The sequence below is a fragment of the Ursidibacter maritimus genome (genome assembly GCF_009761395.1).
Taxonomy (GTDB): domain Bacteria; phylum Pseudomonadota; class Gammaproteobacteria; order Enterobacterales; family Pasteurellaceae; genus Ursidibacter; species Ursidibacter maritimus.
On sequence record NZ_LEKN01000001.1, the window covers coordinates 304,888 to 329,249 of the forward strand.

A 24,362-nucleotide genomic window follows, 5' to 3' on the forward strand; every position below is an offset into this window, starting at 1 on the left:
TATAAGCGGTGTGATTATCTCAATTATTTACACATATATTTATATACTCGGAAGATTATGGATCATTTTAATTATCGACATCAGCAACTGTTTGCTGAAGAAATTGCCGTGACAGATATTATTCAACAATTTGGTACACCCGCTTATATTTATTCTCGAGCAACTCTTGAACGCCACTGGCACGCGTTTAATGATGCCTTTGGCGAACACCCACATTTAATCTGCTTTGCGGTGAAATCCAATTCAAATATCGCATTATTAAATGTAATGGCTCGGTTAGGTTCAGGCTTTGATATTGTTTCTCAAGGCGAACTTGAGCGTGTCCTTGCTGCTGGCGGAGAGGCAAGTAAGGTGGTTTTTTCTGGTGTGGCAAAATCACGTCAAGAAATTACACGAGCATTAGAAGTGGGTATTCGTTGCTTTAATATTGAATCTATTCCTGAGTTAAAACGAATTAACGACGTGGCTGGGCAACTTGGTAAAATTGCCCCGATCTCTTTACGCGTTAATCCAGATGTTGATGCTCATACTCACCCGTATATTTCAACAGGCTTAAAAGAGAATAAATTCGGCGTAAGCGTTAGCGAAGCTCGTGAAGTTTATCGTTTTGCCAAAACATTACCGAACGTAAAAATTACAGGAATGGATTGCCATATCGGTTCGCAATTAACTGAATTACAACCATTCTTAGATGCGACAGATCGCTTGGTTGTGCTAATGGAGCAGCTTAAACAAGATGGTATTGAATTACATCACTTAGATTTAGGTGGTGGATTGGGTGTAACTTACACAGATGAAACGCCTCCGCACCCAACAGAATATGCAGCAGCATTGTTAAATAAACTTAAAGCCTATCCGAATTTAGAAATAATTTTAGAACCAGGACGAGCTATTACTGCAAATGCAGGGATTTTGGTCACTAAAGTCGAATATATCAAACAGAATGAAGACCGTAATTTTGCGATTGTGGATACAGGAATGAACGATATGATTCGCCCAGCACTGTATGAAGCCTATATGCAAATTATAGAAATTGACCAGAGTTTAGTGCGTGAAAAAGCAGTTTATGATGTTGTTGGTCCAATTTGTGAAACCTCGGACTTTTTAGGTAAACAGCGTGAATTAGCCGTTGCAGAAGGTGATTTAATTGCAGTTCGTTCGGCGGGAGCTTATGGTGCAACAATGTCTTCGACCTATAACTCTCGCCCTCAAGCCGTAGAAGTAATGGTTGATGGCAACCAAGCTCATTTAATCAAACAACGAGCCAGTTTTGCGGATTTATGGCGTTTAGAGCAGCTAATTCCTTGATAGCTTGATCGTTATTAAAAGGAAATGGGCAAAATAGTTGCTAAGAATATTTATAGTAAGTGGCTCAAGCAGATTATCTTCTAATGTTTTCAATTAGTTAAATCTTTCTGCAACTGCTATATAGCACCGTAATATAAGAATTTAAGCCACTTTGTGCCAACTATTTTGTCCATTACACCTTTCTTTTTTGAAAATATCGAGCATATTTTCTACGCCTGCTTGCCCAGAATCCGCCAGAGCATATACAAACGCACTCTCTAGCATACAGGCATCAGCACCTAATGCAATCTTAGTTTGGCTTGTTTGTGCTGACTTAGACGATTTTTTTCTCATTCAAATATTTTTATCGTAAATCGAATTTTTGTTAGTTATCTAGGACAGCCCCTAAAAATGAGTTTTATTTAAAAGGAGCTTCTTTTAACCAACTCTGGTGTGAGTTGTACAATATTTAATGGAATTTTAGGATCTCTGATACGTTTAACTAATTGTTCAACGGCATTTTTGGCTAAACGAGCTTTCGGTTGGTGAATCGTAGAAAGTGGTGGCGATAAATACTGAGCTAATTCAATGTTGTCATAGCCAATCACTGCAATATCTTGTGGGATCTGTAATCCTGCTTGCCAAAGAGCTTGATAGACCCCGATAGCAATACTATCACTCATTGCAAAAATTGCTCTTGGGCGTTTTGACAAAGCCAATAATTGTTGAGTTGCCTCAATTCCACCTTCAAAATGGAAATGACTTTCAATAATCCATTCTGGACGATATTGTAAATGATATTCTGAAATTGCCCGCTTATAACCTTGTAAACGATTAACGGTTAAAGGTTTTGATGATTCCCCAGTAATCACTGCAATATCGGTATAACCTGCATCAATAAGTGCTTTTGTCGCAAGATAGCCGCCAAGTTCTGAATTTTCGTGAATAATATCCGCTTTTAAAGGTTGTTGCCACCAATCAATAACCACCATAGGCAAGTGAATCTCGGTAATAAACTCAACGTTGATATCCTGTGGCTCGGCACACATGAGTAGTAATCCATCAACTTGTTTTAATAACAAGCGTTCTAAGTGTTTCTGTAAACTTTGATGGTTAGCTTCTGTATTGACTAGAATAAGATGGTAATTGTGTCGTTCGCAGTAACGCTCAACGTGGTGAACAACTTCAGCAAAGAAAGGATTATTGCTTGCAGTTACAATCATTCCTATCGTATTCGTTTCTTTTACTTTCAGGCTACGGGCGACAAGGGAGGGCTTGTAATGCAATTCATCAATTACTTTCTGTACACGCTGTGTGATTTCTTCGCTCACAAAACGAGAACGATTGACAACGTGTGAGACGGTAGAAAGTGATACTCCCGCAATTCGTGCAATATCCTTCATTGTTGCCATAGAACATCCTTAAAGTTAAGAAGGGAGCATAGTGCTTGTTTGCTATAATCTTCTCGAATTGCGTGTAAATCCATCTTCACCACCTATAATGCAAATTGCGGATAATATCGCTCGCTTACCATAACAAATTCACTTAAGGAAATCACTTTAAAATCAGTTTTTAGTCCCCTTGCTTGTAGATCATTCTCTAATATAAAAAGATTTGTGATAGTTGCAAAAAATTCAGGGTATTTGACCGCTTGTAATACACCATCTTGCCATAAAACAACGGCATCTTCAGGCTGAACTTGTGAAAGGATGGATTGTAGTTGATGAAGATCGTATTGTGCTTTTGAGAAGGTATAAAGCATAATTTTTAAACCTATAAGTTAAAAAGTCAGTATTTTTTCTGCTTGGTGTAATAAGGAAAATATCTGTTCTCGTTCGACAAAATGCAATTCATCTAATATCCATTCTGCTTGCTGTAATTGCCGTTCTTCAAGGGAATTTTGACAAATAAAACATTCACTCAGTTCGTAAAGTTCAAGTAATTTGAATGTAGCAATATGATCTTTTTGTAAAATCTGAGTTGGATCTTGATGAGCGATTAAATTAAACACGCCGTCATAGATAAATACAATCGCAATTTCATCTTCATCACAAAAGGCACTTACAGCAAGCAATGCATCTAGTCCTTCTCGACCCGTACTTGAACCAAAAGGGGGCTGGGTAAAAACAATGGCAAGTTTATATTTTTTCATTTTAAAATGTCAGTAATCGATCGGATGTTAAAACGGCTTGACTAAATTCACCTAATCCAGCCAACACAAAACAATCAGCAAGATTATGTTCCACAATACCGCGACGTTGGGCTGCGGCAATACAAAGATGTAACGACAAGCGGTAAGTTTCGGCTAAATTTTTCCATTCTTCGACTAAATTGATTTCATCACTGGCAGGATCAACCCATTTATTTGCATTGCTGACCCCTTCTTGAAAAAAGAAAATTTGTGAAATGAAATGACCTGCCGCTAATAATTCATTAGCAACTTGATAAGCTAAATAGGCAGATTGCGAGCCATAGACACCGCCTTTTATGGCAAGAACATAGTGCATTATTCGTTATCCTGTTTGATCTGGCGTATATAGAGATAGACGGTATGGCGAGAGATATCTAACCGTTCTGCAACTTGGTTAATTGCATCTTTAATATCAAAGATCCCTTTTTCAAATAAAGTGGTCACGATTTGACGATTTTTATTGTTATTCGCCACATTTCGATCATTTTGGATTTCATCAATCGTGCTTTCTATCGTTTGTGCCACCAAGTCTTCAACGGAACTGGCAAAATTCACGCTAGTATCGCTCTCTTGTGGTGCGATGAACGTACTTAAAAATTGTGAAACAGGCACATCTAAATTTAGGTTGATACAAATTAGCCCAATAACGTGCTGTTTGCCATTACGAATAGCGATAGTGATAGACTTCATCAATACCCCGCCTTTTGCTCGAGTAAAATAGGGTTTTGATACACTATCCGTTTGCATATGATGAAGTGACCACAAGGCTCTATCGGTAATGGGTGAACCAATTTTACGGTCAGTATTATGCCCATTGACGATATAAATTGCCGAATGTTCAAGAAACTCTAGAGAATGTAGCACGATTTCACAATGCTCTCCAATTAAGGCGGCAATACCATCAACGACAGGGAAATAAGACGCTAAAATAGCGTGATCTTCATCAGAAAGGGGATTAAATGTTGCACTCATTACAGATATCCAAAATGAAATCCCCCTTTAGTTAAAGGGGGGAAATAAATTTATTTTGCTGCTTTAAAATCAAGCAATTCAATTTCAAAAATCAGCGTTGAATTTGCTGGAATTTTTCCTGCCTGACGATCGCCATAACCTAATTGTGGTGGTAATACGATTTCCATTTTTCCACCTTTTTTCAGCATTGGAATAGCTTCAATCCAACCTGGGATAAGTTGATTTAATTGAAACTCAATCGGCTCTTTACGCTCGTAAGAACTGTCAAAAACTGTCCCGTCTGTTAAAGTCCCTTTATAGTGAACTTTTACGGTATCCGTTGCTTTTGGTGACTCACCTTCGCCTGCGTTTTCAATTTTATAGAGCAAGCCCGATGCTGTTTTTTTTACACCTGATTTTTTCTCATAATCCGCACGGTATTTATTGCCTGATTCTGTGGTCGCTTTATTTTTTTCTGCTTGAATTTTGTTCTCTTGCTCACGTAAATATTTATCTAAATTCTCAAGTTGCTTTTTGAGATCGTCATCGGTTAATTTACCGCTTTTTTTCAATGTATCTTGAACACCCGCTAAAATACGATCTTGGTTGTATGGGAAAAGATTTTTTTGTGATTCAATCATACCTTCAATATTTTTACCCATTAACACGCCAAACGCGTAAGAGGAATCATCAACAAATTTAGGGTCGGCTTTTTCAGCTAACGCGGTTTGAGCAGTAAAAAGCGTAGTTGCAAGCACCGCAACTGCAGAAAGTTTAGTTTTTAACATAAGTTTTCCTTTAAAAGTGTGTAAAAACAAAGTGGGATAGGGTAAAGTGTATTCTTTTTGAATACAACCTTTTTATGATGGATATGACAACAAATCTTGAAAAAGTGCTGGATTATTTAACCGAACTTGAAACAAAAGTGGCTTTTCAAGAACAAACGATTGAAGAATTAAACCAAGCGTTAATTACCCAACAGTTTGCCATTGATAAATTACAAAATCAGATGCGACATTTGGCAGAAAAACTCAAAGGAATGCAACCAAGTAATATCGCAAGCCAATCGGAAGAAACACCACCGCCACACTATTGATACAAAAATGAAATATAAAATCTTTTTATTATGCCTATTGGGCTTATGGTTAGCATTACCATCAAAAGCAGAAAACTCACGAATTTTTGATAAGTCAGCGAATAATAAGCGGTTGGATTTTGTGGGTAATTTGCGAAAAAGTCAGCAAAACGAACCGCTTTTTAAAGATGGAAAGGGCTACTATTCTTATAAAAAAACATTGGATATTCCTTTACCGAAAGACAAAGTGTTAATACAGTATTTTTATGAATATGGCTGTCAGATCTGCTTAGATGCAGATGACTATTTAACTGCTTACGCAAAACGCAATAGCGATAAAGTAGCGTTAGTTCGCTCCCCTGCTTTTCCGAAAGGCTCTCGTTTTACCGCTCAACTGAATGCAACCTTTACAGTGATTGGTCGTCCAGATTTGAGTGATAAATACTTATTTGATAGTGCACATACCAAAAATAAAAGAGAATTAGTGGAAAACAATGAGGCAATCAGACGATGGCTGACTACTAATCAACTGAATATTGCACAGTTTCATCAAACTTTTGAGTCTGAACCAGTAAAACAACTCGTTGAACAAGCAGAAAAACATTATGTGCAATATGAACCACCTATTACGCCGATTGCAGTGCTAAATGGAAAATATATTTTAATTCGTAATACCTTATATAACGATGATTACACTTATGCAGTGTTAGATTTTTTAGTTGAGAAACTACAACAAGAACAACAGGAGAAACCCCAATGAAAATAGCAATTATTGGTGCAATGGCACAGGAAGTTGAGATTTTACTTAGCTATATTGCAGAACCTAAAATCACCGAAATCGCGGGCTGTAAAATCTATGAAGGTAAAATTAACAATACCAATATTGCCTTATTACAATCGGGCATTGGTAAAACAGCCGCTGCAATTGGTACAACATTACTGATTCAACTGACTAAGCCCGATGTGATTATCAATACTGGCTCAGCGGGGGGATTAGATAGCAAATTAAATGTAGGAGATATTGTGATTTCTAGCGATGTTCGCCATCACGATGTTGATGTAACAGCATTTGGTTATGAAAAAGGACAATTACCAGCAAATCCAGCAGGCTTTACACCTAATGCTCAGTTAGTTGAACTTGCCACTAAAGAAAGCCAAAAAGCAGGCTTTAATGCAGTGGTTGGGCTAATTTGTAGTGGCGATCTCTTCGTCAATGGTGCGGACAAAATCGCTCAAATTCACCAAGATTTCCCAACCGTTGCAGCAGTCGAAATGGAAGCTGCGTCTATCGCTCAAGTTTGTCACGCTTTCCAAGTACCATTTGTGGTGGTGCGTGCGATTTCTGATGTGGCAGATAAAGAATCTCATCTCTCTTTCGATGAATTTTTACCACTTGCAGCTGAAAAATCCTCCGCAATTGTATTAGCAATGCTTAATAGTATAGATTAATGCCTTCCTAGCGGTCGGTTCTTTGCAAAAATTTGCAAATTTTTACGCTAAACCGCCCGCTTATTATCGCTTTATCTTAATAATTTTTGTACAATTTTCCTCTTTTCCTATTGATATACAATAGATCAATTTTTATTACCTAGTTATTTTTATCGAGATTATTTATGCATTCAGCACCAAACATTGGCTTTATTAGCCTTGGTTGCCCGAAAAATTTAGTGGATTCGGAACGTATTTTGACAGAGCTTCGCTCTGATGGTTATAACATTATTCCAAGTTATGAAGGGGCGGAGTTAGTGATTGTGAACACCTGTGGTTTTATCGACAGTGCTGTTCAAGAATCATTAGAATCTATCGGTGAAGCCTTAGAAGCCAACGGCAAAGTGATCGTAACAGGCTGCTTAGGTGCACGAGAAAATCAGATCCGAGAAGTTCACCCGAAAGTATTGGAAATTACAGGTCCACATAGTTATGAAGCGGTAATGAAACACGTCCATAAATATGTGCCAAAACCAGAATATAACCCTTATGTGAGCCTTGTGCCAAAGCAAGGGGTTAAATTAACGCCGAAACATTACGCTTATTTAAAAATTTCGGAAGGTTGCGACCATCGCTGTACATTCTGCATTATTCCGTCAATGCGTGGAGATTTAGATAGTCGCTCTATCGTACAAGTTTTAGACGAGGCAAAACGTTTAGTAGATGCAGGTGTTAAAGAAATTTTAGTCGTTTCGCAAGATACTTCTGCCTACGGTTTAGATAAAAAGAAAGAAAATGCGACTAAAACCGTTTTCTGGAATGGAATGCCGATTAAAAATGATTTAATGACACTATGTGAAAAACTTGGCTCATTAGGTTCTTGGGTACGTTTACATTATGTTTACCCTTATCCGCACGTGGATAATTTAATTCCACTGATGGCGGAAGGTAAAATTTTGCCGTATTTGGATATTCCATTACAGCACGCGAGTCCAAAAATACTCAAAGCGATGAAACGCCCAGGCTCAATTGAAAGAACCTTAGAGCGTATCAAAAAATGGCGTGAAATTTGCCCTGAACTCACTTTACGTTCTACTTTTATTGTGGGTTTCCCTGGTGAAACGGAAGAAGATTTCCAACTATTACTGGATTTCTTGCGAGAAGCACAACTCGATCGTGTAGGTTGCTTTAAATTTAGCCCAGTAGATGGAGCAGTGGCTACTGATATGGAAGATCAAGTGCCAGAAGAAGTTAAAGAGGATCGCTTCCATCGTTTTATGTTATTACAACAAAAAATATCCGCAGAGCGATTACAACAGAAAATTGGAAAAGTATTGCCTGTTATTATTGATGAGATTGATGATGAAGGCATTATCGGTCGTACAATGGCAGATGCACCTGAAATTGATGGTGTGGTTTATATTGATAATTTAACCGAGCAAAATGTCGAAGTTGGACAAATTATTTCGGTAACAATTACTCACGCAGATGAATATGATCTGTGGGGAACTTGTTAATTTTTCTAGGAGAATAGGAATGACAGAACAACAAAAACCAAATGTTATTAGGTTTGAACAAGCAGTCGAAAATAAGGATTATGAAACAGCTTGTAATGAATTGTTATCAATTTTAAGTCAAATTGACAGCAACTTTGGTGAACTTCATCATATTGAATTTGATTGCCCACAGCAGTTGGACAATATGCCAAAAGAAAAAGCGATTTATTTCTGCACTAGAATGGCAGTGGCAATTACCACGTTATTCAAAGACCCGAATTTAGTTATCACCCTTGATGGTGCACAACGCTTTTTAACTCTTCAACGTTGGCTATCGATCATATTTGCTGCATCGCCGTATGTCAATGCGGATCATATCCTACAAAACTATAACTGCAATCCAAATACAGAAAATCCTTTAGATATTCATATCGAACCTACTGAAGCAGCTGTGATTAAATTCTGCATTCTCTATTTACCTGAATCAAATGTCAGCTTAAATTTAGATTCGCTGTGGGTATTATCACCCGAGCTATGTGCATCACTATGTTTTGCATTACAATCACCAAGATTTATTGGTACGAGTGCATCATTTGCTAAAAGAGGTGCGATTCTACAGTGGTTTCCAGATAAACTGGCTCAGCTTAATAACCTAAATCGCTTACCTGCTAATATTTCTCACGATGTTTATATGCATTGTAGCTACGACATTGCACAAAATAAGCATATTGTGAAAAAAGCGTTAAACCAAGTCCTTAGACGTCATTTACTCGAATTGAACTGGCAAGATCGTGATGTATCTACAATAGGTTACCGTAATGGAAAGCCTGTAATGGTGGTCTTATTAGAACACTTCCATTCGGCGCATTCAATTTATCGCACGCACTCAACATCAATGATTGCTGCTCGTGAGAAATTTTACCTTATCGGGTTAGGAAGTGAAGCCGTCGATGAAGCTGGACGAGCTGTATTTGATGAATTTCATTTATTAGATCCAAGCACAGTTATTGATAAATTACTAGTATTGAAAAAAGTCTGTGATGAAAACCAAGCGGCAATTCTGTATATGCCAAGCATTGGTATGGATTTAACCACCATTTTTGCAAGTAATACTCGTCTTGCACCAATCCAAGCGGTAGCTTTGGGGCACCCAGCGACAACACATTCTGATTTTATCGAATATGTTATTGTGGAAGATGATTATGTCGGTGCTGAAGAATGCTTCAGCGAAACATTATTACGCTTACCAAAAGATGCTCTACCTTATGTGCCATCTGCATTAGCTCCAACCAATGTAGAATATCGATTCAGAGAAAATCCTGAAGTAGTGAATATTGGTATTGCTGCAACCACAATGAAGCTAAACCCTTATTTCCTAGAAGCATTACGCGTAATTAAAGAACGAGCAAATGTGAAAGTACACTTCCACTTCGCCCTAGGACAATCCTCAGGCATTACTCATCCTTATGTTGAACGCTTTATTAAAAGCCATTTAGGTGATAGTGCTACAGCATATCCACACACACCTTATCATCAATACCTAACCATTCTGCATAATTGCGATATGATGTTAAACCCATTCCCATTTGGTAATACCAATGGCATTATTGATATGGTAACACTTGGCTTGGTGGGTGTTTGTAAAACAGGTCCTGAAGTACACGAGCATATTGATGAAGGATTATTTAAACGCTTAGGCTTACCAGAATGGCTGATTGCTAACACTGTTGATGAGTATGTAGATCGTGCAATTCGTTTAGCTGAAAACCATCAAGAGCGTTTAGAACTACGCCGTCATATTATTGACAATAATGGGTTGGCCACATTATTTACAGGTGATCCTCGTCCAATGGGAAATATTTTCTTAGCTAAATTGGTTGAATGGGCTGATTCACATAATTTAACACTAAATTTGGCATCACCAGAGGCAGAATCTTCACCAGCAAAAGCTAAAAGAGCGGTAAAAAAAACCTCAGCTGAGAAAAAGGAAAGCAAAACCACAACGACTAAGAAAACAGTGAAAAAAGCAACGGAGAAAAAAGTATCTCCATTGAAAGAAGCTGTTAAAAAGCTTAAAAAATAAGAGCCTTAGTGAATAAAAATCGGTAAAGAACAAGAGATAAATTATCTTTACCGATTTTGATTTATTCAAATGTTATTCCGTTGTTAATGCTTAATTCTTTTATCTATACTCTCTCATCAGATATCCTCATATCCCTTGTTTTTTTGTAAAAAATCAGTATAATCCGACCGCTTGTTTTCTCTCTTTTTATTGAGCAAGACAAGTTTCGTACCCTCACCTCGAACGAGGGTTTTCTTTTTACTATCAAAAATTAGAGGAAGGTTATGGTAACCATTCGTTTAACTCGTGGCGGAGCTAAAAAACGCCCATTCTATCAAATCGTGGTAGCGGACAGCCGTTCACCGCGTGACGGTCGCTTTATTGAGCGTATCGGTTTCTTCAACCCTATCGCAGCAGGTAACGCTGAACGTTTACGTTTAGATGTTGCTAAAGTTGATGAGTGGGTTGCTAAAGGTGCATCACTTTCAGATCGTGTTGCAACATTAGTGAAAGAAGCTCGTCAAACAGCTTAATTTCCACAAATTATTAAATGTAGGTGAATATGAGCGAACAAAAAATTGAAGTTGTGGGGAAATTAGGGTCTACCTATGGTATCCGTGGCTGGTTACGTCTTTATTCATCAACAGAATTTCCTGAAAGCATTTTCGACTATCAGCCTTGGTTCTTAAATATTAAAGGCCAATGGCAACAAGTTGAACTTGAAACGTGGCGTTATCACAATAATGATTTGATTGTGAAATTAGTCGGGACAGATGACCGAGAATCTGCTCAACTCTTAACAAATATAGAAATTGGTGTAGATTTAAGCTGCTTTCCTGAATTGGAAGAGGGTGATTACTATTGGCACGATTTAATTGGTTGCCAAGTGGTAAACCTTGAAGGCTACACAATGGGTATCGTGACCGAACTAATGGAAACGGGTTCAAATGATGTTTTAGTGGTACGTGCAAACAGTAAAGATGCTTTTGGTAAACAAGAACGTTTAATTCCGTTCTTATATGAACAAGTAGTTAAAAGAGTAGATCTCGCCACCAAAACAATTACGGTGGATTGGGACGCTGGTTTCTAACCTCAGGTATGCGGTTAGCTTTAGTTGTAGCAAATTAGGAAATTATAACTATGTGGATTGGTATCATTTCACTCTTTCCTGAAATGTTTAAAGCAATTACCGAATTCGGGGTAACAGGTAGAGCAGTAAAACAAAACCTCTTACAAGTAGAATGCTGGAATCCTCGAGATTTCACGTTTGATAAACATAAAACCGTTGATGACCGCCCTTATGGTGGTGGACCAGGAATGTTGATGATGGTGCAACCGCTACGTGATGCAATTCACCAAGCAAAAGCAACCGCTTGTAAGGAAGATGGTGTAGAGGCTAAAGTGATTTATCTCTCGCCACAAGGACGTAAGCTCGATCAAGCAGGCGTAAAAGCGCTAGCAACAAATCAAAAATTGATTTTAGTTTGTGGGCGATACGAAGGCATTGATGAACGATTGATTCAAGCTGAAATTGATGAGGAATGGTCAATCGGTGATTATGTTCTAACAGGGGGGGAGTTACCCGCAATGACGTTGATTGACGCTGTTGCAAGGTTTATTCCTGGTGTATTAGGCAAACAAGCCTCCGCATTAGAAGATTCTTTTGCTGATGGATTACTGGATTGCCCGCATTATACACGCCCCGAAGTATTAGATGGCGAACCTGTGCCTACGGTGCTGATGTCGGGTCATCACGAAGAAATTCGTAAATGGCGATTAGAACAATCGCTTGAGCGAACGTGGTTAAGACGCCCTGAGCTATTGGATAGCCTAGCTCTGACTGACGAACAAAGGGTGTTGTTGAAGAAGATTAAACAACGACACAAAATCAGTTAATTCTAGGATTTAGAAGGTTTACAAAATGAGTAACATCATCAAACAAATCGAACAAGAACAGTTAAAACAAAATGTACCTAGCTTCCGTCCAGGTGACACATTAGAAGTTAAGGTATGGGTAGTAGAAGGTAGTAAAAGACGTTTGCAAGCGTTCGAAGGCGTGGTTATTGCAATTCGTAACCGTGGCTTGCATTCAGCATTCACCTTACGCAAAGTATCAAATGGCGTAGGCGTTGAGCGTGTATTCCAAACTCACTCACCAGTAGTTGACAGCATCGCTGTTAAACGTAAAGGTGCGGTACGTAAAGCTAAACTTTACTACTTACGTGAGCGTTCAGGTAAATCTGCACGTATCAAAGAGCGTCTCGGCGACTAATCGTAAGATTGTGATTGATATTGTGATCCAATTAATAACATTGGATCGCTTAATAAATTCAAGGGCTGAGTCCAATATATCGGGTCAGCCCTTTTGTTTACTTCAACAACGATTTCAAATTTGCTTTCATTTTAGTGAGTTGTTCGGCATAAATCGCTTTATTTTCAAGCTCATCAATTAAGTAATGAATCGTTTCTGATAAAGTCATTCCCATATCAGTGGACTGTTTGGATAACCTCAGCCAGCTTGCATAGTCTAAATCAATGGATTTCTTGCGTGTTGATTGCTTCTCGGCATTAAAAAAGCGTTTACGTCTTGCACGAATAGATTGACGCATTTTTTTGCGTTGTTCGGAAGTCATTTCAGCCTTAATCCATTGCTCAATTTCTTCTGGTTCTTGTAATGTGGTCAGTAGCTGGACTTTTAATTCGATCAGCGTTTGCTCCGTATGTTTGGTAATGTTTTCGCCTTCTCGATGCTTTTTAAGTAGATATTTCCATTTCCAATTGGCTTCTTGAATTTCTAGTTTCTGATATCTCATTTTGCCTCCGAATAGATAGTCGATGAAATTTCCAAAATCAAGCGACTATGTTGTGAAGTATAGCTGAATTCTAGGTATAATGGGGCAAATTTCTATAATGAGGCAATCTTGTGCAGTTCTCTCCGATTAAATGGCAATCACTAAATATTGAATATTCATTTTCAGATAAGTATAGCCCTATCAGTTTTTTTGATTTTCAGAAAAATGCTCAAAATGCAATACAGCAATTTGGCTTAGCTGATACAGGCTCTTGTTTAATTCTAAAAACAGAAACACTTCCTGAATTTTTAACAGAGATAAATAGTTTCTTAGTTAAACAGCATATTCAGGCAACGATTAAAAATGAATTTAATCGTAATAGTTTATTTGGATATTATTTTTATTTAGAGAAAGAAAATCGTATTGAAAATATAGAAGGGATTTTACAGACGCTAGAGAATGATGTTTTACTACTCAATATCAATACGCTATTACTTGATCTCACTCAATGGGATAAGTTAAAGCAAGCACTGCTGTTCAAACATTATGAACCCTGTATGGTTAATGCCGTTCCTAAAGCACAGCCAACTATTCAAGCGGAATTTAAACTGATTTTAGTGGGTAGCCGAGATGATATTGCAACACTCTATGCTTACGATGATTCACTATATCAATTCTGCCAATATGCAGAAATAGAGTCTTATCTCGCCGTTTCAGAGCCAATACAAATCGAACAATGGGGCAATTATGTCCAAACGTTTACTCAAAAACTATTGAATAAGAGTTTCTCACATAAAGCACTTAACCAATTACTTCGCCACTATATTCGTGAAAGTGAAAATCAGAAACTCATTTCAATTTCGCCTACATTGTTGAAAAAACACATTTTGGCAATCGCTACTTTTTATCCAAACCAAAATGAATTTGCTGATATTCAAGATTATTTAACTACATTAGAACAGCAATCGGCAGTTTTAAATCAATATGTACTACAAGATATTTTAGATAACCAGCTTTATATCGAAACAGAAGATGAAGTTGTTGGACAAATAAATGCACTCTCCGTTGTTGAGTTTGATGGTGTACCTTACGCTTTCGGCGAGCCATTGCGTATTAGCTGTAATATTCAGTATGGCGATGGTGAAATTCAAGATATCGAACGTAAGGTTGAGCTTGGGGGCAATATTCATTCTAAAGGGATAATGATTGCAGAATCCTGTTTAGCAAATTTACTTGAATTTCCAACTCAGTTACCGTTTTCTGCCTCTCTTGCATTTGAACAATCTTACGGAGAAGTCGATGGTGATAGCTCATCATTAGCGATCTTTTGCGTACTCATCAGCGCCTTAACAAAGCTACCTTTACCGCAATCTTTTGCAGTAACGGGAGCAATCGATCAATTTGGAAATGTTCTCAGCGTGGGGGGGGTAAACCAAAAAATTGAAGGCTTTTTCAACATTTGCCAAGCTAGAGAATTAACAGGAAAACAAGGCGTGATTATTCCAAGTGTTTGCTTATCTCATCTGAGTTTAAAACCCGAAGTACTCTCTGCAATTAGAGAAAAGCGGTTTCATATATGGACGGTAGAAAATGTGTCTGAAGCGATTCAAATTTTGCTACAACACGCATTTTATGACGAAGATCTTCCCGAAGAGAGTGAGCAATCATCGATCTATGCTTTAGTCCATCAACAGATTGAAAATAATCAGAGTGAAGGAACAAGCGGTTCGACGCTACAAAAACTTTGCAAATTATTTTTTAAGGCTCGCTAACTGATCCGACAAGTCAGCTTACAACTGTACGCTATTTTATAACTCTGTTACTATGATGGCATATAAACTGCCTAATATAATAGGCTTTTACCCATCTATTACAGGAAAAAATAATGAACAGTTGTACACCTAACATCAAATCTAGCTATGATTATCAAGATTTACTCGCATCAGGTCGTGGCGAATTATTCGGTGCAGAGGGGCCACAGTTACCTGCACCAACAATGCTAATGATGGATAGAATTACCAAAATGGCACAAGATGAAGGCTTATTTGAGAAAGGTTATATTGAAGCGGAATTAGATATTCATCCAGATTTACCTTTCTTTGGTTGCCATTTCATTGGCGACCCTGTGATGCCAGGCTGTTTGGGCTTAGACGCGATGTGGCAACTTGTTGGATTTTATCTCGGTTGGATTGGTGGTAAAGGTAAAGGGCGTGCACTAGGTGTTGGTGAAGTAAAATTCACAGGGCAAATTTTACCAACAGCGAAAAAAGTAATTTATCGCATCAATATGAAACGAGTGATCAATCGTAAATTAGTCATGGGTGTTGCGGATGGCGAAGTAGAAGTAGATGGTAAAGTTATTTATACCGCAACAGATCTCAAAGTAGGCTTATTCCAAGATACTACCTCATTCTAATTTTTCGATCACGATCGCAAAATTTGATTAACTGACTATACAAATTAATATTCTGACTTAATATCTCCCTATCTTTTGGGAGATATTATGTATAGAGCATTCACAACTATTGAATTATTCACTACCCTAGCAATCTCTATTATTGCTATCTATTTCATTTCTCCCATATTTTTTAAAATACAAGATTACTTTATTTTAAACAATCATATTAACCAAATTAGATCATTTTTCTATCAGGTGCAGGCGAAATCCTATTATTCTAAACAAAACTATTCCTTTACAATTCATTCAGATAAACAAAACTGGTGCATTATTGCATTAGAGAAAGTCGATGGTAAGAAGAAACTAAGTTGTGATTGTCTAAATCTCTCTAACTGCCATATATCAGGTAATTATTTAATATATAAACAGAAACATTATGGTGTTAATTTTATAAGTAAAAGCCTATATCCAAATACATTTATCAATTTAGATGGTAAATCAGGTCGAATAGAATCTAAATGTTTAGGTTTATCTATTAACAAATTAAGTGAAACATTACATTTTGAACAAAATGGAGTAGTAAATGTTATTCAGAAAAATAAAAGATCAAACTGTAATAAGAACTTATAAAGCTTTTACCCTAATCGAAATACTGGTTGTGATTTTTATTGGAACAATTATATTACTCTCTATTTCTAACTTACTAAATAATTTTTATTTTAATCAATATAAAAAAGAGAAACTATTTAACTTGCAAAAACAATCGCATCAAATTATTAACTATTTACAACAAAACATACAGCATCTTGCTTATCAAGGTGATTATCGAGAACAATCTAATGTTGAGTTATTCTCTGATAATGATCAACATTATTTCTTAAATAAACGGTGCTTTGTTTTTTTCTATGATCTTAATGGCGATGGTTGTATTGGTAATAGAAATAAAACAAAAAGTTGTAAACTGCACAAATCAAATAAAACTAAAGAAATTAGTAAAGAGTTTTTTGGATTTAAGTTTGAGAATAATATGATTTATGTCTTTGAAAATAAAAGTATTGATAATTGTGTTGGTGAATATTGTCAAGAATATCTCTCTAATTGTCAAACGGGAAAGTGGAGAAAAATGTCTGATTTGGCGGATTATACAGTGGAGAATCTAACCTTCTCTTGGAAAAATGAAGGAAGCTTATTGCACATTCACCTTATCACTTCAACAGCAAAAGATAAGAAATTGACATATGAGTTAAATAGCTATGTTTATATTTTAAATGGTAAAGAAAAATAATGAAATTATACCGAGCAAGTGCATTATTAACATCATTACTGCTGTTTAGTGGAATTTTGGTAGTTGTTTTTTTATTTTACCAGGATATATTATATCGAGATCATTATTCACAGAATAGTTATCATCAATATCTCAATCAGAAATTTCAACTATTGACTGAGTTTAAAAAATCCTTATCAGAACTAAATAATGAATGTCATAAACAGCAGCGAGAAAATATAATAGAAAAGAGTGGTGATGTAAAATATCAATACAGTTGTATTCTTAAGAGTATTTTTATTCAACCTAAACCTACCAAAGATAAATATATTCAAGTAGATAACATTCTTGATTGGTTAGATTTAGAACGTTATCAATCTTCTCTGCATTATGCTTCTTCATTAGATGAATTACCAAATAGTAGTGAAAGTGAACCACAAATTGTCATAATGACTAATGATATAGATGAGCGTTTAAACCAGGATTTCTATGGAATTATTATCACTGATCATTATTTTGATATTAAAGGTAAAAAAATTTATGGTGTACTCTATTCATCTTATGACAATTTTCGTGAAGAGCGTAATTTGAGCTATAAAAGCTCGGTCGTTAATACCATTGAAGAGCAATTTTCTTACTGGCAATATTTACCTTATTCAAGGAATTTATTAGCAAATGATTAAAATAGTAAAAGCAGAAACACTTACAAGCCTACTTATCGCAATTTCTCTCTTTATGATTTTATTTTTAGCCTATGCTAATTGGCAATCTTTACAAAATAAGCAGGCAAATTATCTTTACCAAAAGCAACAAGCCCTACAGATCGCAGAAAATCAACTTAACTTAAAAGCAATCAATGAACCTTGTGAAAAAATAGTTAAACAAAATAATCTTAATTTTGAAATCAGTTGTTTAGAGCAAAAAATCACCGTTATCTTTCCGCTTGGAAAGATAGAACTGAGCTCCACTGAGTAGGTAGATCATTCAAAGTGAACAAGGTAAAATAGCTCATCACACAAAAGGAATGGCTATGTTTATTGTTTATCACTCAGATCAATTAGATCTACAAAAAGAACTCCTTATCCATATTTTACAAGAAGATCCAAATCCCAACCCCCTTGAGTCTGAAACCATTTTGGTACAAAGTCTTGGAATGGCACAATGGTTACAAATTCAAATTTCAGATAGGCTCGGCATTGCTGGGAACATTAACTTCCCTTACCCGACAAGTTTTCTATGGCAGCAGTATCGCTTGCTTTTTCCTGAACTCCCAAAAGAGAATATTTTTGAACGTGATGCAATGATATGGCGTTTAATGCGCTTAATTCCGAACTATTTAGAACATCCTAGCTTTTCACCACTCAAAGCCTATTTGAACCCTTTTGAGCAACTCAAATTATTTCAACTCGCCAGTAAAATAGCTGATTTATTTGACCAATACTTAGTTTACCGCCCAGATTGGCTAATTGACTGGGAAAAAGGAAATCTCGAAAGTCATTTTGCTCATCTTAAGCAACAAAGCCCTTTTATTTCTAAAGATGAAACTGAAATTTGGCAAAATATTCAATGGCAAAGTCTATTATGGAATGTGTTAGTGAATGATTTAAAACAGGATAGCGATGAAATTGTTTTTAATACTTCTCATCGAGCCTATTTACAACAACGCTATTTTGAAAAATTAGACAATTTAACTGAAATAGAAAAACAAAAACTACCAAAACGTATTTTTATTTTTGGTATTTCATCTTTACCATTAACACAAATCAATGTATTACATAAATTAAGTGAACATTGCCAAATACATTTATTCTTTACTAATCCTAGCCAAATTTTCTGGGCTGATAATCAAGAAGAAAAACTATTAGAAAAGCTGTTATTGAAACATAAATTATCACCTCAAGAATTAGAGGGTTCTATATATCAAGGGAATTATTTACTGAACACCTGGGGAAAACAAGGTAAAGAATTTCTAAATTTATTAGTTGAAAAACAGCATCAGGAAGTCAATTTATTTACACCAATAGTGCAAGAAAATAGCGTGCTTTTAACACAGATAAAACAATCTATTTTAAATTTCGAGCATAAACCTGAATTATCTATTGCAGAAAATGATCGCTCTATTCAAATTCATTCTTGTCATAGCAAAATGCGAGAAATTGAAGTTCTCCATAACCAACTTCTCTTTATGTTTGAGCAAAACCCAGAGTTATCACCTAAAGATATTATTGTAATGTCTGCCGATATTGATAGCTACGCACCTTATATCAATGCGGTATTTTCACGCTATGCTTATCAAGATCCCCGTTTTATACCTTTTACATTATCCGATCAGAAAATTAGCTATGTAAATCCAATTATTGCAAGTTTCTTGCAATTACTCTCTTTTAAAGAGAGAAAAATGACAACAGAAGAAGTACTAGATTTATTTGATGTGAAAGCCATAAGAGATAAATTTAATTTATCTGAAGAACAATTCTCAATAATTAAACACTGGGTAATTGCATCAGGTGTTCGCTACGGATTTAATAAAGATAATCTAGACTGGGGAAATTATAACTCTTGGGAAAATGGTATTAACCGACTATTACTCGGAACGAGTTTAAAAGAGCAAAATAATAGCTGGCAAGATATTTTGGCTTTTAATGAAAGTTATGGATTAAGTGCTGATCTTGTGGGAAAAATTGCAAAATTTATTGAAAATCTTACCGCTTGGTTTAATTTTATTCAAGATGCTCAAGACATTAATGATTGGAAAATACAACTAACAGAGTTGATTAATCAATTTTATGCAGATAATAGTGAATATGCAGAAACCATTTTAGTCTTGCAGCAAACTATTGAAAAAATTGTTAATTATATTGAAATAGCTAAATTCACAGAAAAGCTCAATGTTGAAGTTATAGCACAATTATTTGAACGCTATTTAAATCAAGAACGCAGCAATTTAAACTTCTTAATGGGTAAAGTGAATTTCTGTACCTTATTACCAATGCGAGCAATCCCTTTTAAAGTCGTTTGCTTACTTGGAATGAATGAAGGTAATTTCCCACGTCAGCAAACCTTAAATAGTTTTGATTTAATGCAATATGCTCCACAAAAAGGAGATCGAGCAAGACGTGATGATGATCGTTATCTATTTTTAGAAGCCTTATTGTCGGCTCAAAATATTTTCTATATTAGTTATATTGGACGTTCCTTAACTGATAACTCGGAAAAATTGCCTTCGGTATTGGTATCACAGCTACTGAATTTTGTACAAAAAAATATTATTCCTGAACAGAGCTACTATAAAGAGATTGAAATTAGTCATCATCCAATGACAGTGTTCAGCCCTAAAAATATTCAACATAACCATATTAGTTATGATAAAGAATGGTTGGAAAATAATAAGCAAAGTACTGATGCTAAATCTTTTATTACTCCAGTTACTCTTGATAATGTTGAAGTACAGACTGAAATTGACATTCAACATTTGATCCAGTATTTGCAATCCCCAGTGAAATTCTTTTTTAATGTTCATCTTGGTGTTAATTTTGAACGATACGAAGATGAAATATCCGATGCCGAGAATTTTTCATTATCTCATTTAGATAGATTTATTTTATTAGACTACCTAGTTAAAGAAGATAAAGAAAATTTTGAACATTTTTTCACGAATGAACGTTTAAAAGGTAATTTACCTATAAAGCATTTTGAGACATTATCTAAAGAGAATTTAATTGATAATGTAGAACTACTTAAAGACAAAATTGATAGCTATTTGTCTCAATCAAGTAAAATTATCGAAATTGATGAAAAATTTACACTGTTAGAAAATGACTTACGATTAGTAGGTAATATAAAAAATAGATTTAATGATGAAGTCGTTTTGTGGCGAGTAGGTAAGCTGCGTGATAAAGACATAATTCAGATATGGATATATCATCTAATCTTAACATTATCTAATGTAGGTATAAAACAAATTAAATTCTATTATCGTGATAATAAAGATGTAAAAGCATTGACATTCTCAGCCATTAGCAAAGAAGATGCGAGAGCATTACTTACTCGCTATATTGAAGATTATTTAGATAGCGGAAGAATCTTGCAAATTGTCATCAACTATAATCTTATAGGTTATTTTAAAGATTTAAATAAAAAGGATATCAATATAGAAAATTATTGTGCCAATGCAATATCCGCATTAGACGACAATTATATTAAACGTATTTTAATGCAACAAAATGAATTAAATTATCTTGACATTCATCAACGTACACTCGATTGGTTTGCCACAATGGTTGACCATATAAAAGGAGAGGAATAATGAGAAAATCCGTATTAAGCTATACATTACAAGCCATTCTTGCTTTGGGAGCGGTTAGTTCTACACAAGTTTTTGCAAATTCTACGCAAAATCCGACCGCTATCACCGTTAGCCAGCAACAAAAAGACTTCGAGCTGATTAACATCGCCATCAACAAAAGTCCAACTGATAAAGCCATTTATCAAGGGATTAAATTGGCAAATGGAATGGAAGTATTGCTGATTTCTGATGATAAAGCGAATAAATCGTTGATGTCTATTGGTTTACCGATTGGTTCAATGGAAGATCCGGTATTACAGCAAGGGCTTGCCCACTACCTTGAACATATGATCTTAATGGGGTCAAAATCTTTCCCTGAAACCAATAGTTTAGATGGTTTTTTAACTAAAAATGGTGGCTATAACAATGCTTATACCGCACCAGATCGCACAGTTTATTATCTAGAGGTGAATAATAATGCCTTTGATGAAGCAGTGGCACGTTTAAGTGATGCTTTTGCTCAACCACTATTAGCTGAAAGTAATGCGAAAAAAGAAGTTAATGCAGTCAATGCTGAAATGGTGAGAGCGAAATCTAATGACGGTTTTTTAATGCACGATGTTAATTTAGCTACGGCAAATCCTAATCACCCTATTACTAAATTTGCAGTAGGAAATAATATAACCTTATCAGATAAAGAAGACAGTAAATTACAAGAAGAGTTAGTAAAATTCTACCAAAAATATTATTCTTCAAATTTAATGAAAGCCGTTTTATATTCTAATCAGCCAATCGAAAAACTGGTCATATTAGCTGAGAAGACCTTAGGTAAGGTAGAAAATAAAAAATTATCTGAACCTAAAGTTACTGTGCCATTTTTTAGAACAGAAGATAAAGGGGTGTTTATTTCTTATAAACCAGTTAAGCCTAATAAAATGTTAGCCATTTCTTTTGATTTACCAGAAGATAAATCTGCATTCAAAGAAAAATCAGGGAATTATCTATCTTATGTTTTTAGTAATAATAGTGATGGCACATTGTCAGATTATTTAGTTAAACAGGGTTTATCTGATAGTGGTATTCAAGCAACTGCATCTGATGATGTAAGCCGTAATCGTGGTGATTTTACTTTCTATATTCAATTAACTGAAAAAGGGCTAGCTGAAAAAGATAAAATTATCTCAATGGTTTTCCAACAAATAGAAAAAATAAAACAATCAGGTATTCAAGAAAGCTATTTTAATGAATTAAAAGAGAGCCTCAATCAAGAATTCCAACATTTACAAGTTGAGAAAAGTGGAGATTATGTTGCCCAATTGGTTAGCCAAATGCTGAATTACCCATTAGAACATATTATCGATCAGCCTTATCTCATCGAAACAATGGATAAAAAAGCTATTCAAGCAAAACTAGCAGAAATGCATATTGATAATGCTCGTATTATGTTGATTGACGATAAAGCACCAACAGATAAAAAAACTAAATATTTCGAAGCACCTTATGCTGTTGCAAAATTTAGTGTCGAACAAAAACAGCAATGGCTTAATTTTGCCGATAACCCAGAAATCAAATTGCCTGCATTAAACCCTTATTTTGCGACGGATTTCTCACTAAATAAGGTGGATAATTCTCGTACAAAACCACAACTTATTGATAAACAAGCTGGAACGGAAATTTATGCAATGCCAAGTCATTATTTCCCAAATGAGCCAAAAGTTGCCTTGTTGCTAGGTTTAAAAATCTCTCCTGAAGTCGTGGATTTAAAACAAGAGGTGAGTGCAGTATTACTTGGCTATATGGCAGATTTAGCTCGTACTAAATTGGCCTTTCAGGCATCAGTAGCTGGAATGTCCCTTTCCCCTGTTTTAGGCGAAAATGGTTTGGCGATTCGCGTAGAAGGCTATACGCAGAATATGGCAAAATTTTTGCAAGATAGCATTTCAAACTTTAAACAATTTGAATTAAGTGAGCATTTTCTTTCACAAGCAAAGCAGCGTTATTTAGAAGCATTAGATCGTTTAGATAAAGATAATGCAGCTCGTCAAGCGAATATGGCTTTAGGTAATTTTGCAAATTATCCTTATGCTGAAAATAGCAAAAAACGAGAAATGATTGCTCAAGTTACATTATCAGATATTGCCCTTATTCGTGAAAAACTTTTAACTCAAGCAACGAGTTTACGTTTATTATCTGTGGGTAATTTATCTGATGAACAGGTAAAAAACATCGCATTAGAAACGGAGAAATTACTCAAAAATAATAATAAAACGCTAGATTTTGGTCGTTATTTGGATATCAACCAAAGCCAACGTAAAATAAATTATATTAAACATATCCCTCATCAAGATAATGCTTTTGCTATTGCCTTTTTCCCAACGAATTATCCAGAGTTAGAAGGAATCAGCAGAGCATCGTTACTGAAAAGCATTATTTCTCGCTGGTATTTTGACGATCTACGTACCGACAAACAGCTTGGCTATGTAGTCTATGCGACAACGACAGCAGTAGGTAAAACATCAGGATTACAATTCTTGGTGCAAAGCCCAACAGCATCAGCTCAAACCATTATGCAGCATAATGAACGTTTCTTTACAGAAACCTTCACCAAGCTCAAAGAGATGCCACAAGCTGAGTTTGAAAAATATCGCAACAGTTTGATTGAGCTATTACAGCATAAGCCAGAGTCTCTAGGGCAGGAGTTTGGTGAATATCTTACAGATTTTGCTCGTGGAAATAATAAGTTTGACCGCAAAACGCAAATTATTGAGCAAATTAAACAGCTGACCCAGCAAGATATTATCTCGTTTTATCAAAAAGCGGTTATAGAACAAAGTGGTTTAGTTTTTGCTAGCCAAGCGATTGGTGTGAATGACAAAATCAATCAACCTGCTAATTTGAAAGGCTTCGAGAAAATCGACAGTATTGAAAAATTGCAGCAAGAGTTTGAAATTAAGGCTTATTAGTTTTGAGAGATCGTTAATTAAAATTGTAAAAAAGTTTCATAAACTTACCGCTTGTTGAATGGCTCTGATGGCTTAGTGTATAGCACTGACTGAGTTCTCAATAAGCGGTAAGTTATATTGTGTTTTTTGTAAATTTAGTAATTGGTTAGATTATTTTATCTATCGATTAT

The 24,362-nt window shown here is 35.6% G+C and carries 25 protein-coding genes and 1 pseudogene; 18 read left to right on the plus strand and 8 right to left on the minus strand.

From position 1 onward, the window contains the following. Nucleotides 1-57: 57 nt before the first annotated feature. The gene (lysA, locus tag A1D26_RS01460) at nucleotides 58-1,308 is read left to right on the plus strand and encodes a diaminopimelate decarboxylase (RefSeq protein WP_157402337.1); all 1,251 of its coding nucleotides are present in this window, start codon (nucleotides 58-60) and stop codon (nucleotides 1,306-1,308) included. A 180-nt stretch (nucleotides 1,309-1,488) separates the two neighbouring features. Here lysA and A1D26_RS09615 read toward each other — a convergent pair. From A1D26_RS09615 to fkpA, 7 genes and pseudogenes are all read right to left on the minus strand, one after another. After that, nucleotides 1,489-1,596: pseudogene (locus A1D26_RS09615) on the minus strand (alpha-hydroxy-acid oxidizing protein); the annotation flags it as partial. Nucleotides 1,597-1,709: 113 nt separating this feature from the next. Continuing rightward, on the minus strand, nucleotides 1,710-2,699 hold the full coding sequence (locus A1D26_RS01470) for a substrate-binding domain-containing protein (protein ID WP_157402339.1): 990 nt from the start codon (nucleotides 2,697-2,699) through the stop codon (nucleotides 1,710-1,712). 83 nt (nucleotides 2,700-2,782) lie between these two features. Then, complete coding sequence (gene tusB, locus A1D26_RS01475; RefSeq protein WP_157402340.1) at nucleotides 2,783-3,049, minus strand: sulfurtransferase complex subunit TusB; 267 nt, start codon at nucleotides 3,047-3,049, stop codon at nucleotides 2,783-2,785. A gap of 18 nt (nucleotides 3,050-3,067) precedes the next feature. Continuing rightward, nucleotides 3,068-3,439 (minus strand): sulfurtransferase complex subunit TusC, encoded by a 372-nt coding sequence (gene tusC / locus A1D26_RS01480; RefSeq protein ID WP_157402341.1) that lies wholly within the window; start codon nucleotides 3,437-3,439, stop codon nucleotides 3,068-3,070. Between the two features lies 1 nt (nucleotide 3,440). Further along, nucleotides 3,441-3,794, minus strand: a complete 354-nt coding sequence (gene tusD, locus A1D26_RS01485) for a sulfurtransferase complex subunit TusD (protein WP_157402342.1) — start codon at nucleotides 3,792-3,794, stop codon at nucleotides 3,441-3,443. Further along, the gene (locus A1D26_RS01490; RefSeq protein ID WP_157402343.1) at nucleotides 3,794-4,450 is read right to left on the minus strand and encodes a helix-turn-helix transcriptional regulator; all 657 of its coding nucleotides are present in this window, start codon (nucleotides 4,448-4,450) and stop codon (nucleotides 3,794-3,796) included. Before A1D26_RS01490 ends, tusD begins: the two co-directional genes overlap by 1 nt. 50 nt (nucleotides 4,451-4,500) lie before the next feature. After that, entirely contained in the window at nucleotides 4,501-5,217 is a 717-nt protein-coding gene (fkpA, locus tag A1D26_RS01495; RefSeq protein ID WP_157402344.1) for an FKBP-type peptidyl-prolyl cis-trans isomerase, read from the minus strand. An 83-nt stretch (nucleotides 5,218-5,300) separates the two neighbouring features. Here fkpA and A1D26_RS01500 point away from each other — a divergent pair, with 83 nt between their 5' ends. The 9 genes from A1D26_RS01500 (at nucleotide 5,301) to rplS (ending at nucleotide 12,762) form a co-directional block, all read left to right on the plus strand. Beyond that, the gene (locus A1D26_RS01500) at nucleotides 5,301-5,525 is read left to right on the plus strand and encodes a SlyX family protein (RefSeq protein ID WP_157402345.1); all 225 of its coding nucleotides are present in this window, start codon (nucleotides 5,301-5,303) and stop codon (nucleotides 5,523-5,525) included. A 7-nt stretch (nucleotides 5,526-5,532) separates the two neighbouring features. Continuing rightward, nucleotides 5,533-6,264, plus strand: coding sequence for a thioredoxin domain-containing protein (locus tag A1D26_RS01505; RefSeq protein ID WP_157402346.1), 732 nt, complete (start codon nucleotides 5,533-5,535; stop codon nucleotides 6,262-6,264). Beyond that, entirely contained in the window at nucleotides 6,261-6,953 is a 693-nt protein-coding gene (gene mtnN / locus A1D26_RS01510; protein WP_157402347.1) for a 5'-methylthioadenosine/S-adenosylhomocysteine nucleosidase, read from the plus strand. Before A1D26_RS01505 ends, mtnN begins: the two co-directional genes overlap by 4 nt. Nucleotides 6,954-7,117: 164 nt before the next feature. Next, on the plus strand, nucleotides 7,118-8,449 hold the full coding sequence (gene rimO, locus A1D26_RS01515; RefSeq protein WP_157402348.1) for a 30S ribosomal protein S12 methylthiotransferase RimO: 1,332 nt from the start codon (nucleotides 7,118-7,120) through the stop codon (nucleotides 8,447-8,449). Between the two features lie 19 nt (nucleotides 8,450-8,468). After that, the gene (locus tag A1D26_RS01520; protein ID WP_157402349.1) at nucleotides 8,469-10,511 is read left to right on the plus strand and encodes a UDP-glucose:protein N-beta-glucosyltransferase; all 2,043 of its coding nucleotides are present in this window, start codon (nucleotides 8,469-8,471) and stop codon (nucleotides 10,509-10,511) included. Between the two features lie 263 nt (nucleotides 10,512-10,774). Then, entirely contained in the window at nucleotides 10,775-11,023 is a 249-nt protein-coding gene (gene rpsP, locus A1D26_RS01525) for a 30S ribosomal protein S16 (RefSeq protein ID WP_157402350.1), read from the plus strand. A 29-nt stretch (nucleotides 11,024-11,052) separates the two neighbouring features. Continuing rightward, nucleotides 11,053-11,580, plus strand: a complete 528-nt coding sequence (gene rimM / locus A1D26_RS01530; protein WP_157402351.1) for a ribosome maturation factor RimM — start codon at nucleotides 11,053-11,055, stop codon at nucleotides 11,578-11,580. 50 nt (nucleotides 11,581-11,630) lie between these two features. Then, on the plus strand, nucleotides 11,631-12,386 hold the full coding sequence (gene trmD / locus A1D26_RS01535) for a tRNA (guanosine(37)-N1)-methyltransferase TrmD (protein WP_157402352.1): 756 nt from the start codon (nucleotides 11,631-11,633) through the stop codon (nucleotides 12,384-12,386). 25 nt (nucleotides 12,387-12,411) lie between these two features. Next, nucleotides 12,412-12,762: a 50S ribosomal protein L19 gene (gene rplS / locus A1D26_RS01540; RefSeq protein ID WP_103853869.1), complete on the plus strand. Its 351-nt coding sequence runs from the start codon at nucleotides 12,412-12,414 to the stop codon at nucleotides 12,760-12,762. A 97-nt stretch (nucleotides 12,763-12,859) separates the two neighbouring features. On the opposite strand, the gene matP is transcribed toward rplS, so the two are convergent. Next, a complete protein-coding gene (matP, locus tag A1D26_RS01545) occupies nucleotides 12,860-13,303 on the minus strand; it encodes a macrodomain Ter protein MatP (RefSeq protein ID WP_157395655.1) in 444 nt (147 codons plus the stop codon). 110 nt (nucleotides 13,304-13,413) lie between these two features. On the opposite strand from matP, the gene A1D26_RS01550 reads away from it, so the two are divergent. The 8 genes from A1D26_RS01550 to ptrA all read left to right on the plus strand — a co-directional run bounded on the left by A1D26_RS01550 (nucleotide 13,414) and on the right by ptrA (nucleotide 24,192). Then, nucleotides 13,414-15,054 carry a S16 family serine protease gene (locus tag A1D26_RS01550; protein ID WP_157402353.1) on the plus strand — a complete coding sequence of 547 codons (1,641 nt, stop codon included), beginning with the start codon at nucleotides 13,414-13,416 and terminating at the stop codon, nucleotides 15,052-15,054. Between the two features lie 113 nt (nucleotides 15,055-15,167). Continuing rightward, the gene (gene fabA / locus A1D26_RS01555; protein WP_157402354.1) at nucleotides 15,168-15,698 is read left to right on the plus strand and encodes a bifunctional 3-hydroxydecanoyl-ACP dehydratase/trans-2-decenoyl-ACP isomerase; all 531 of its coding nucleotides are present in this window, start codon (nucleotides 15,168-15,170) and stop codon (nucleotides 15,696-15,698) included. 87 nt (nucleotides 15,699-15,785) lie between these two features. Next, nucleotides 15,786-16,310: a Type II secretory pathway, pseudopilin PulG gene (locus A1D26_RS01560; protein ID WP_157402355.1), complete on the plus strand. Its 525-nt coding sequence runs from the start codon at nucleotides 15,786-15,788 to the stop codon at nucleotides 16,308-16,310. Further along, on the plus strand, nucleotides 16,264-16,965 hold the full coding sequence (locus A1D26_RS01565; RefSeq protein WP_157402356.1) for a PilW family protein: 702 nt from the start codon (nucleotides 16,264-16,266) through the stop codon (nucleotides 16,963-16,965). The genes A1D26_RS01560 and A1D26_RS01565 overlap by 47 nt, the downstream gene beginning before the upstream one ends. Next, a complete protein-coding gene (locus A1D26_RS01570; protein ID WP_157402357.1) occupies nucleotides 16,965-17,627 on the plus strand; it encodes a DUF2572 family protein in 663 nt (220 codons plus the stop codon). Before A1D26_RS01565 ends, A1D26_RS01570 begins: the two co-directional genes overlap by 1 nt. Continuing rightward, nucleotides 17,620-17,919 carry a DUF5374 domain-containing protein gene (locus A1D26_RS01575; RefSeq protein WP_157402358.1) on the plus strand — a complete coding sequence of 100 codons (300 nt, stop codon included), beginning with the start codon at nucleotides 17,620-17,622 and terminating at the stop codon, nucleotides 17,917-17,919. Before A1D26_RS01570 ends, A1D26_RS01575 begins: the two co-directional genes overlap by 8 nt. A 55-nt stretch (nucleotides 17,920-17,974) precedes the next feature. Then, entirely contained in the window at nucleotides 17,975-21,250 is a 3,276-nt protein-coding gene (gene recC, locus A1D26_RS01580) for an exodeoxyribonuclease V subunit gamma (RefSeq protein ID WP_157402359.1), read from the plus strand. Further along, the gene (ptrA, locus tag A1D26_RS01585; protein ID WP_157402360.1) at nucleotides 21,250-24,192 is read left to right on the plus strand and encodes a pitrilysin; all 2,943 of its coding nucleotides are present in this window, start codon (nucleotides 21,250-21,252) and stop codon (nucleotides 24,190-24,192) included. The genes recC and ptrA overlap by 1 nt, the downstream gene beginning before the upstream one ends. Nucleotides 24,193-24,362: the final 170 nt, after the last annotated feature.

What these genes read in the sequence shown, in the direction of transcription:
- A1D26_RS01565 (WP_157402356.1), top strand. Translation starts at nt 16,264, where the DNA reads ATGTTATTCAGAAAAATAAAAGATCAAACTGTAATAAGAACTTATAAA.
- A1D26_RS01570 (WP_157402357.1), top strand. Translation starts at nt 16,965, where the DNA reads ATGAAATTATACCGAGCAAGTGCATTATTAACATCATTACTGCTGTTT.
- tusB (WP_157402340.1), bottom strand. Translation starts at nt 3,049, where the DNA reads ATGCTTTATACCTTCTCAAAAGCACAATACGATCTTCATCAACTACAA.
- ptrA (WP_157402360.1), top strand. Translation starts at nt 21,250, where the DNA reads ATGAGAAAATCCGTATTAAGCTATACATTACAAGCCATTCTTGCTTTG.
- fkpA (WP_157402344.1), bottom strand. Translation starts at nt 5,217, where the DNA reads ATGTTAAAAACTAAACTTTCTGCAGTTGCGGTGCTTGCAACTACGCTT.
- A1D26_RS01470 (WP_157402339.1), bottom strand. Translation starts at nt 2,699, where the DNA reads ATGGCAACAATGAAGGATATTGCACGAATTGCGGGAGTATCACTTTCT.
- recC (WP_157402359.1), top strand. Translation starts at nt 17,975, where the DNA reads ATGTTTATTGTTTATCACTCAGATCAATTAGATCTACAAAAAGAACTC.
- tusC (WP_157402341.1), bottom strand. Translation starts at nt 3,439, where the DNA reads ATGAAAAAATATAAACTTGCCATTGTTTTTACCCAGCCCCCTTTTGGT.
- A1D26_RS01560 (WP_157402355.1), top strand. Translation starts at nt 15,786, where the DNA reads ATGTATAGAGCATTCACAACTATTGAATTATTCACTACCCTAGCAATC.
- rimM (WP_157402351.1), top strand. Translation starts at nt 11,053, where the DNA reads ATGAGCGAACAAAAAATTGAAGTTGTGGGGAAATTAGGGTCTACCTAT.
- mtnN (WP_157402347.1), top strand. Translation starts at nt 6,261, where the DNA reads ATGAAAATAGCAATTATTGGTGCAATGGCACAGGAAGTTGAGATTTTA.
- A1D26_RS01575 (WP_157402358.1), top strand. Translation starts at nt 17,620, where the DNA reads ATGATTAAAATAGTAAAAGCAGAAACACTTACAAGCCTACTTATCGCA.
- rpsP (WP_157402350.1), top strand. Translation starts at nt 10,775, where the DNA reads ATGGTAACCATTCGTTTAACTCGTGGCGGAGCTAAAAAACGCCCATTC.
- tusD (WP_157402342.1), bottom strand. Translation starts at nt 3,794, where the DNA reads ATGCACTATGTTCTTGCCATAAAAGGCGGTGTCTATGGCTCGCAATCT.
- A1D26_RS01520 (WP_157402349.1), top strand. Translation starts at nt 8,469, where the DNA reads ATGACAGAACAACAAAAACCAAATGTTATTAGGTTTGAACAAGCAGTC.
- rimO (WP_157402348.1), top strand. Translation starts at nt 7,118, where the DNA reads ATGCATTCAGCACCAAACATTGGCTTTATTAGCCTTGGTTGCCCGAAA.
- A1D26_RS01490 (WP_157402343.1), bottom strand. Translation starts at nt 4,450, where the DNA reads ATGAGTGCAACATTTAATCCCCTTTCTGATGAAGATCACGCTATTTTA.
- trmD (WP_157402352.1), top strand. Translation starts at nt 11,631, where the DNA reads ATGTGGATTGGTATCATTTCACTCTTTCCTGAAATGTTTAAAGCAATT.
- rplS (WP_103853869.1), top strand. Translation starts at nt 12,412, where the DNA reads ATGAGTAACATCATCAAACAAATCGAACAAGAACAGTTAAAACAAAAT.
- A1D26_RS01505 (WP_157402346.1), top strand. Translation starts at nt 5,533, where the DNA reads ATGAAATATAAAATCTTTTTATTATGCCTATTGGGCTTATGGTTAGCA.
- matP (WP_157395655.1), bottom strand. Translation starts at nt 13,303, where the DNA reads ATGAGATATCAGAAACTAGAAATTCAAGAAGCCAATTGGAAATGGAAA.
- A1D26_RS01500 (WP_157402345.1), top strand. Translation starts at nt 5,301, where the DNA reads ATGACAACAAATCTTGAAAAAGTGCTGGATTATTTAACCGAACTTGAA.
- lysA (WP_157402337.1), top strand. Translation starts at nt 58, where the DNA reads ATGGATCATTTTAATTATCGACATCAGCAACTGTTTGCTGAAGAAATT.
- fabA (WP_157402354.1), top strand. Translation starts at nt 15,168, where the DNA reads ATGAACAGTTGTACACCTAACATCAAATCTAGCTATGATTATCAAGAT.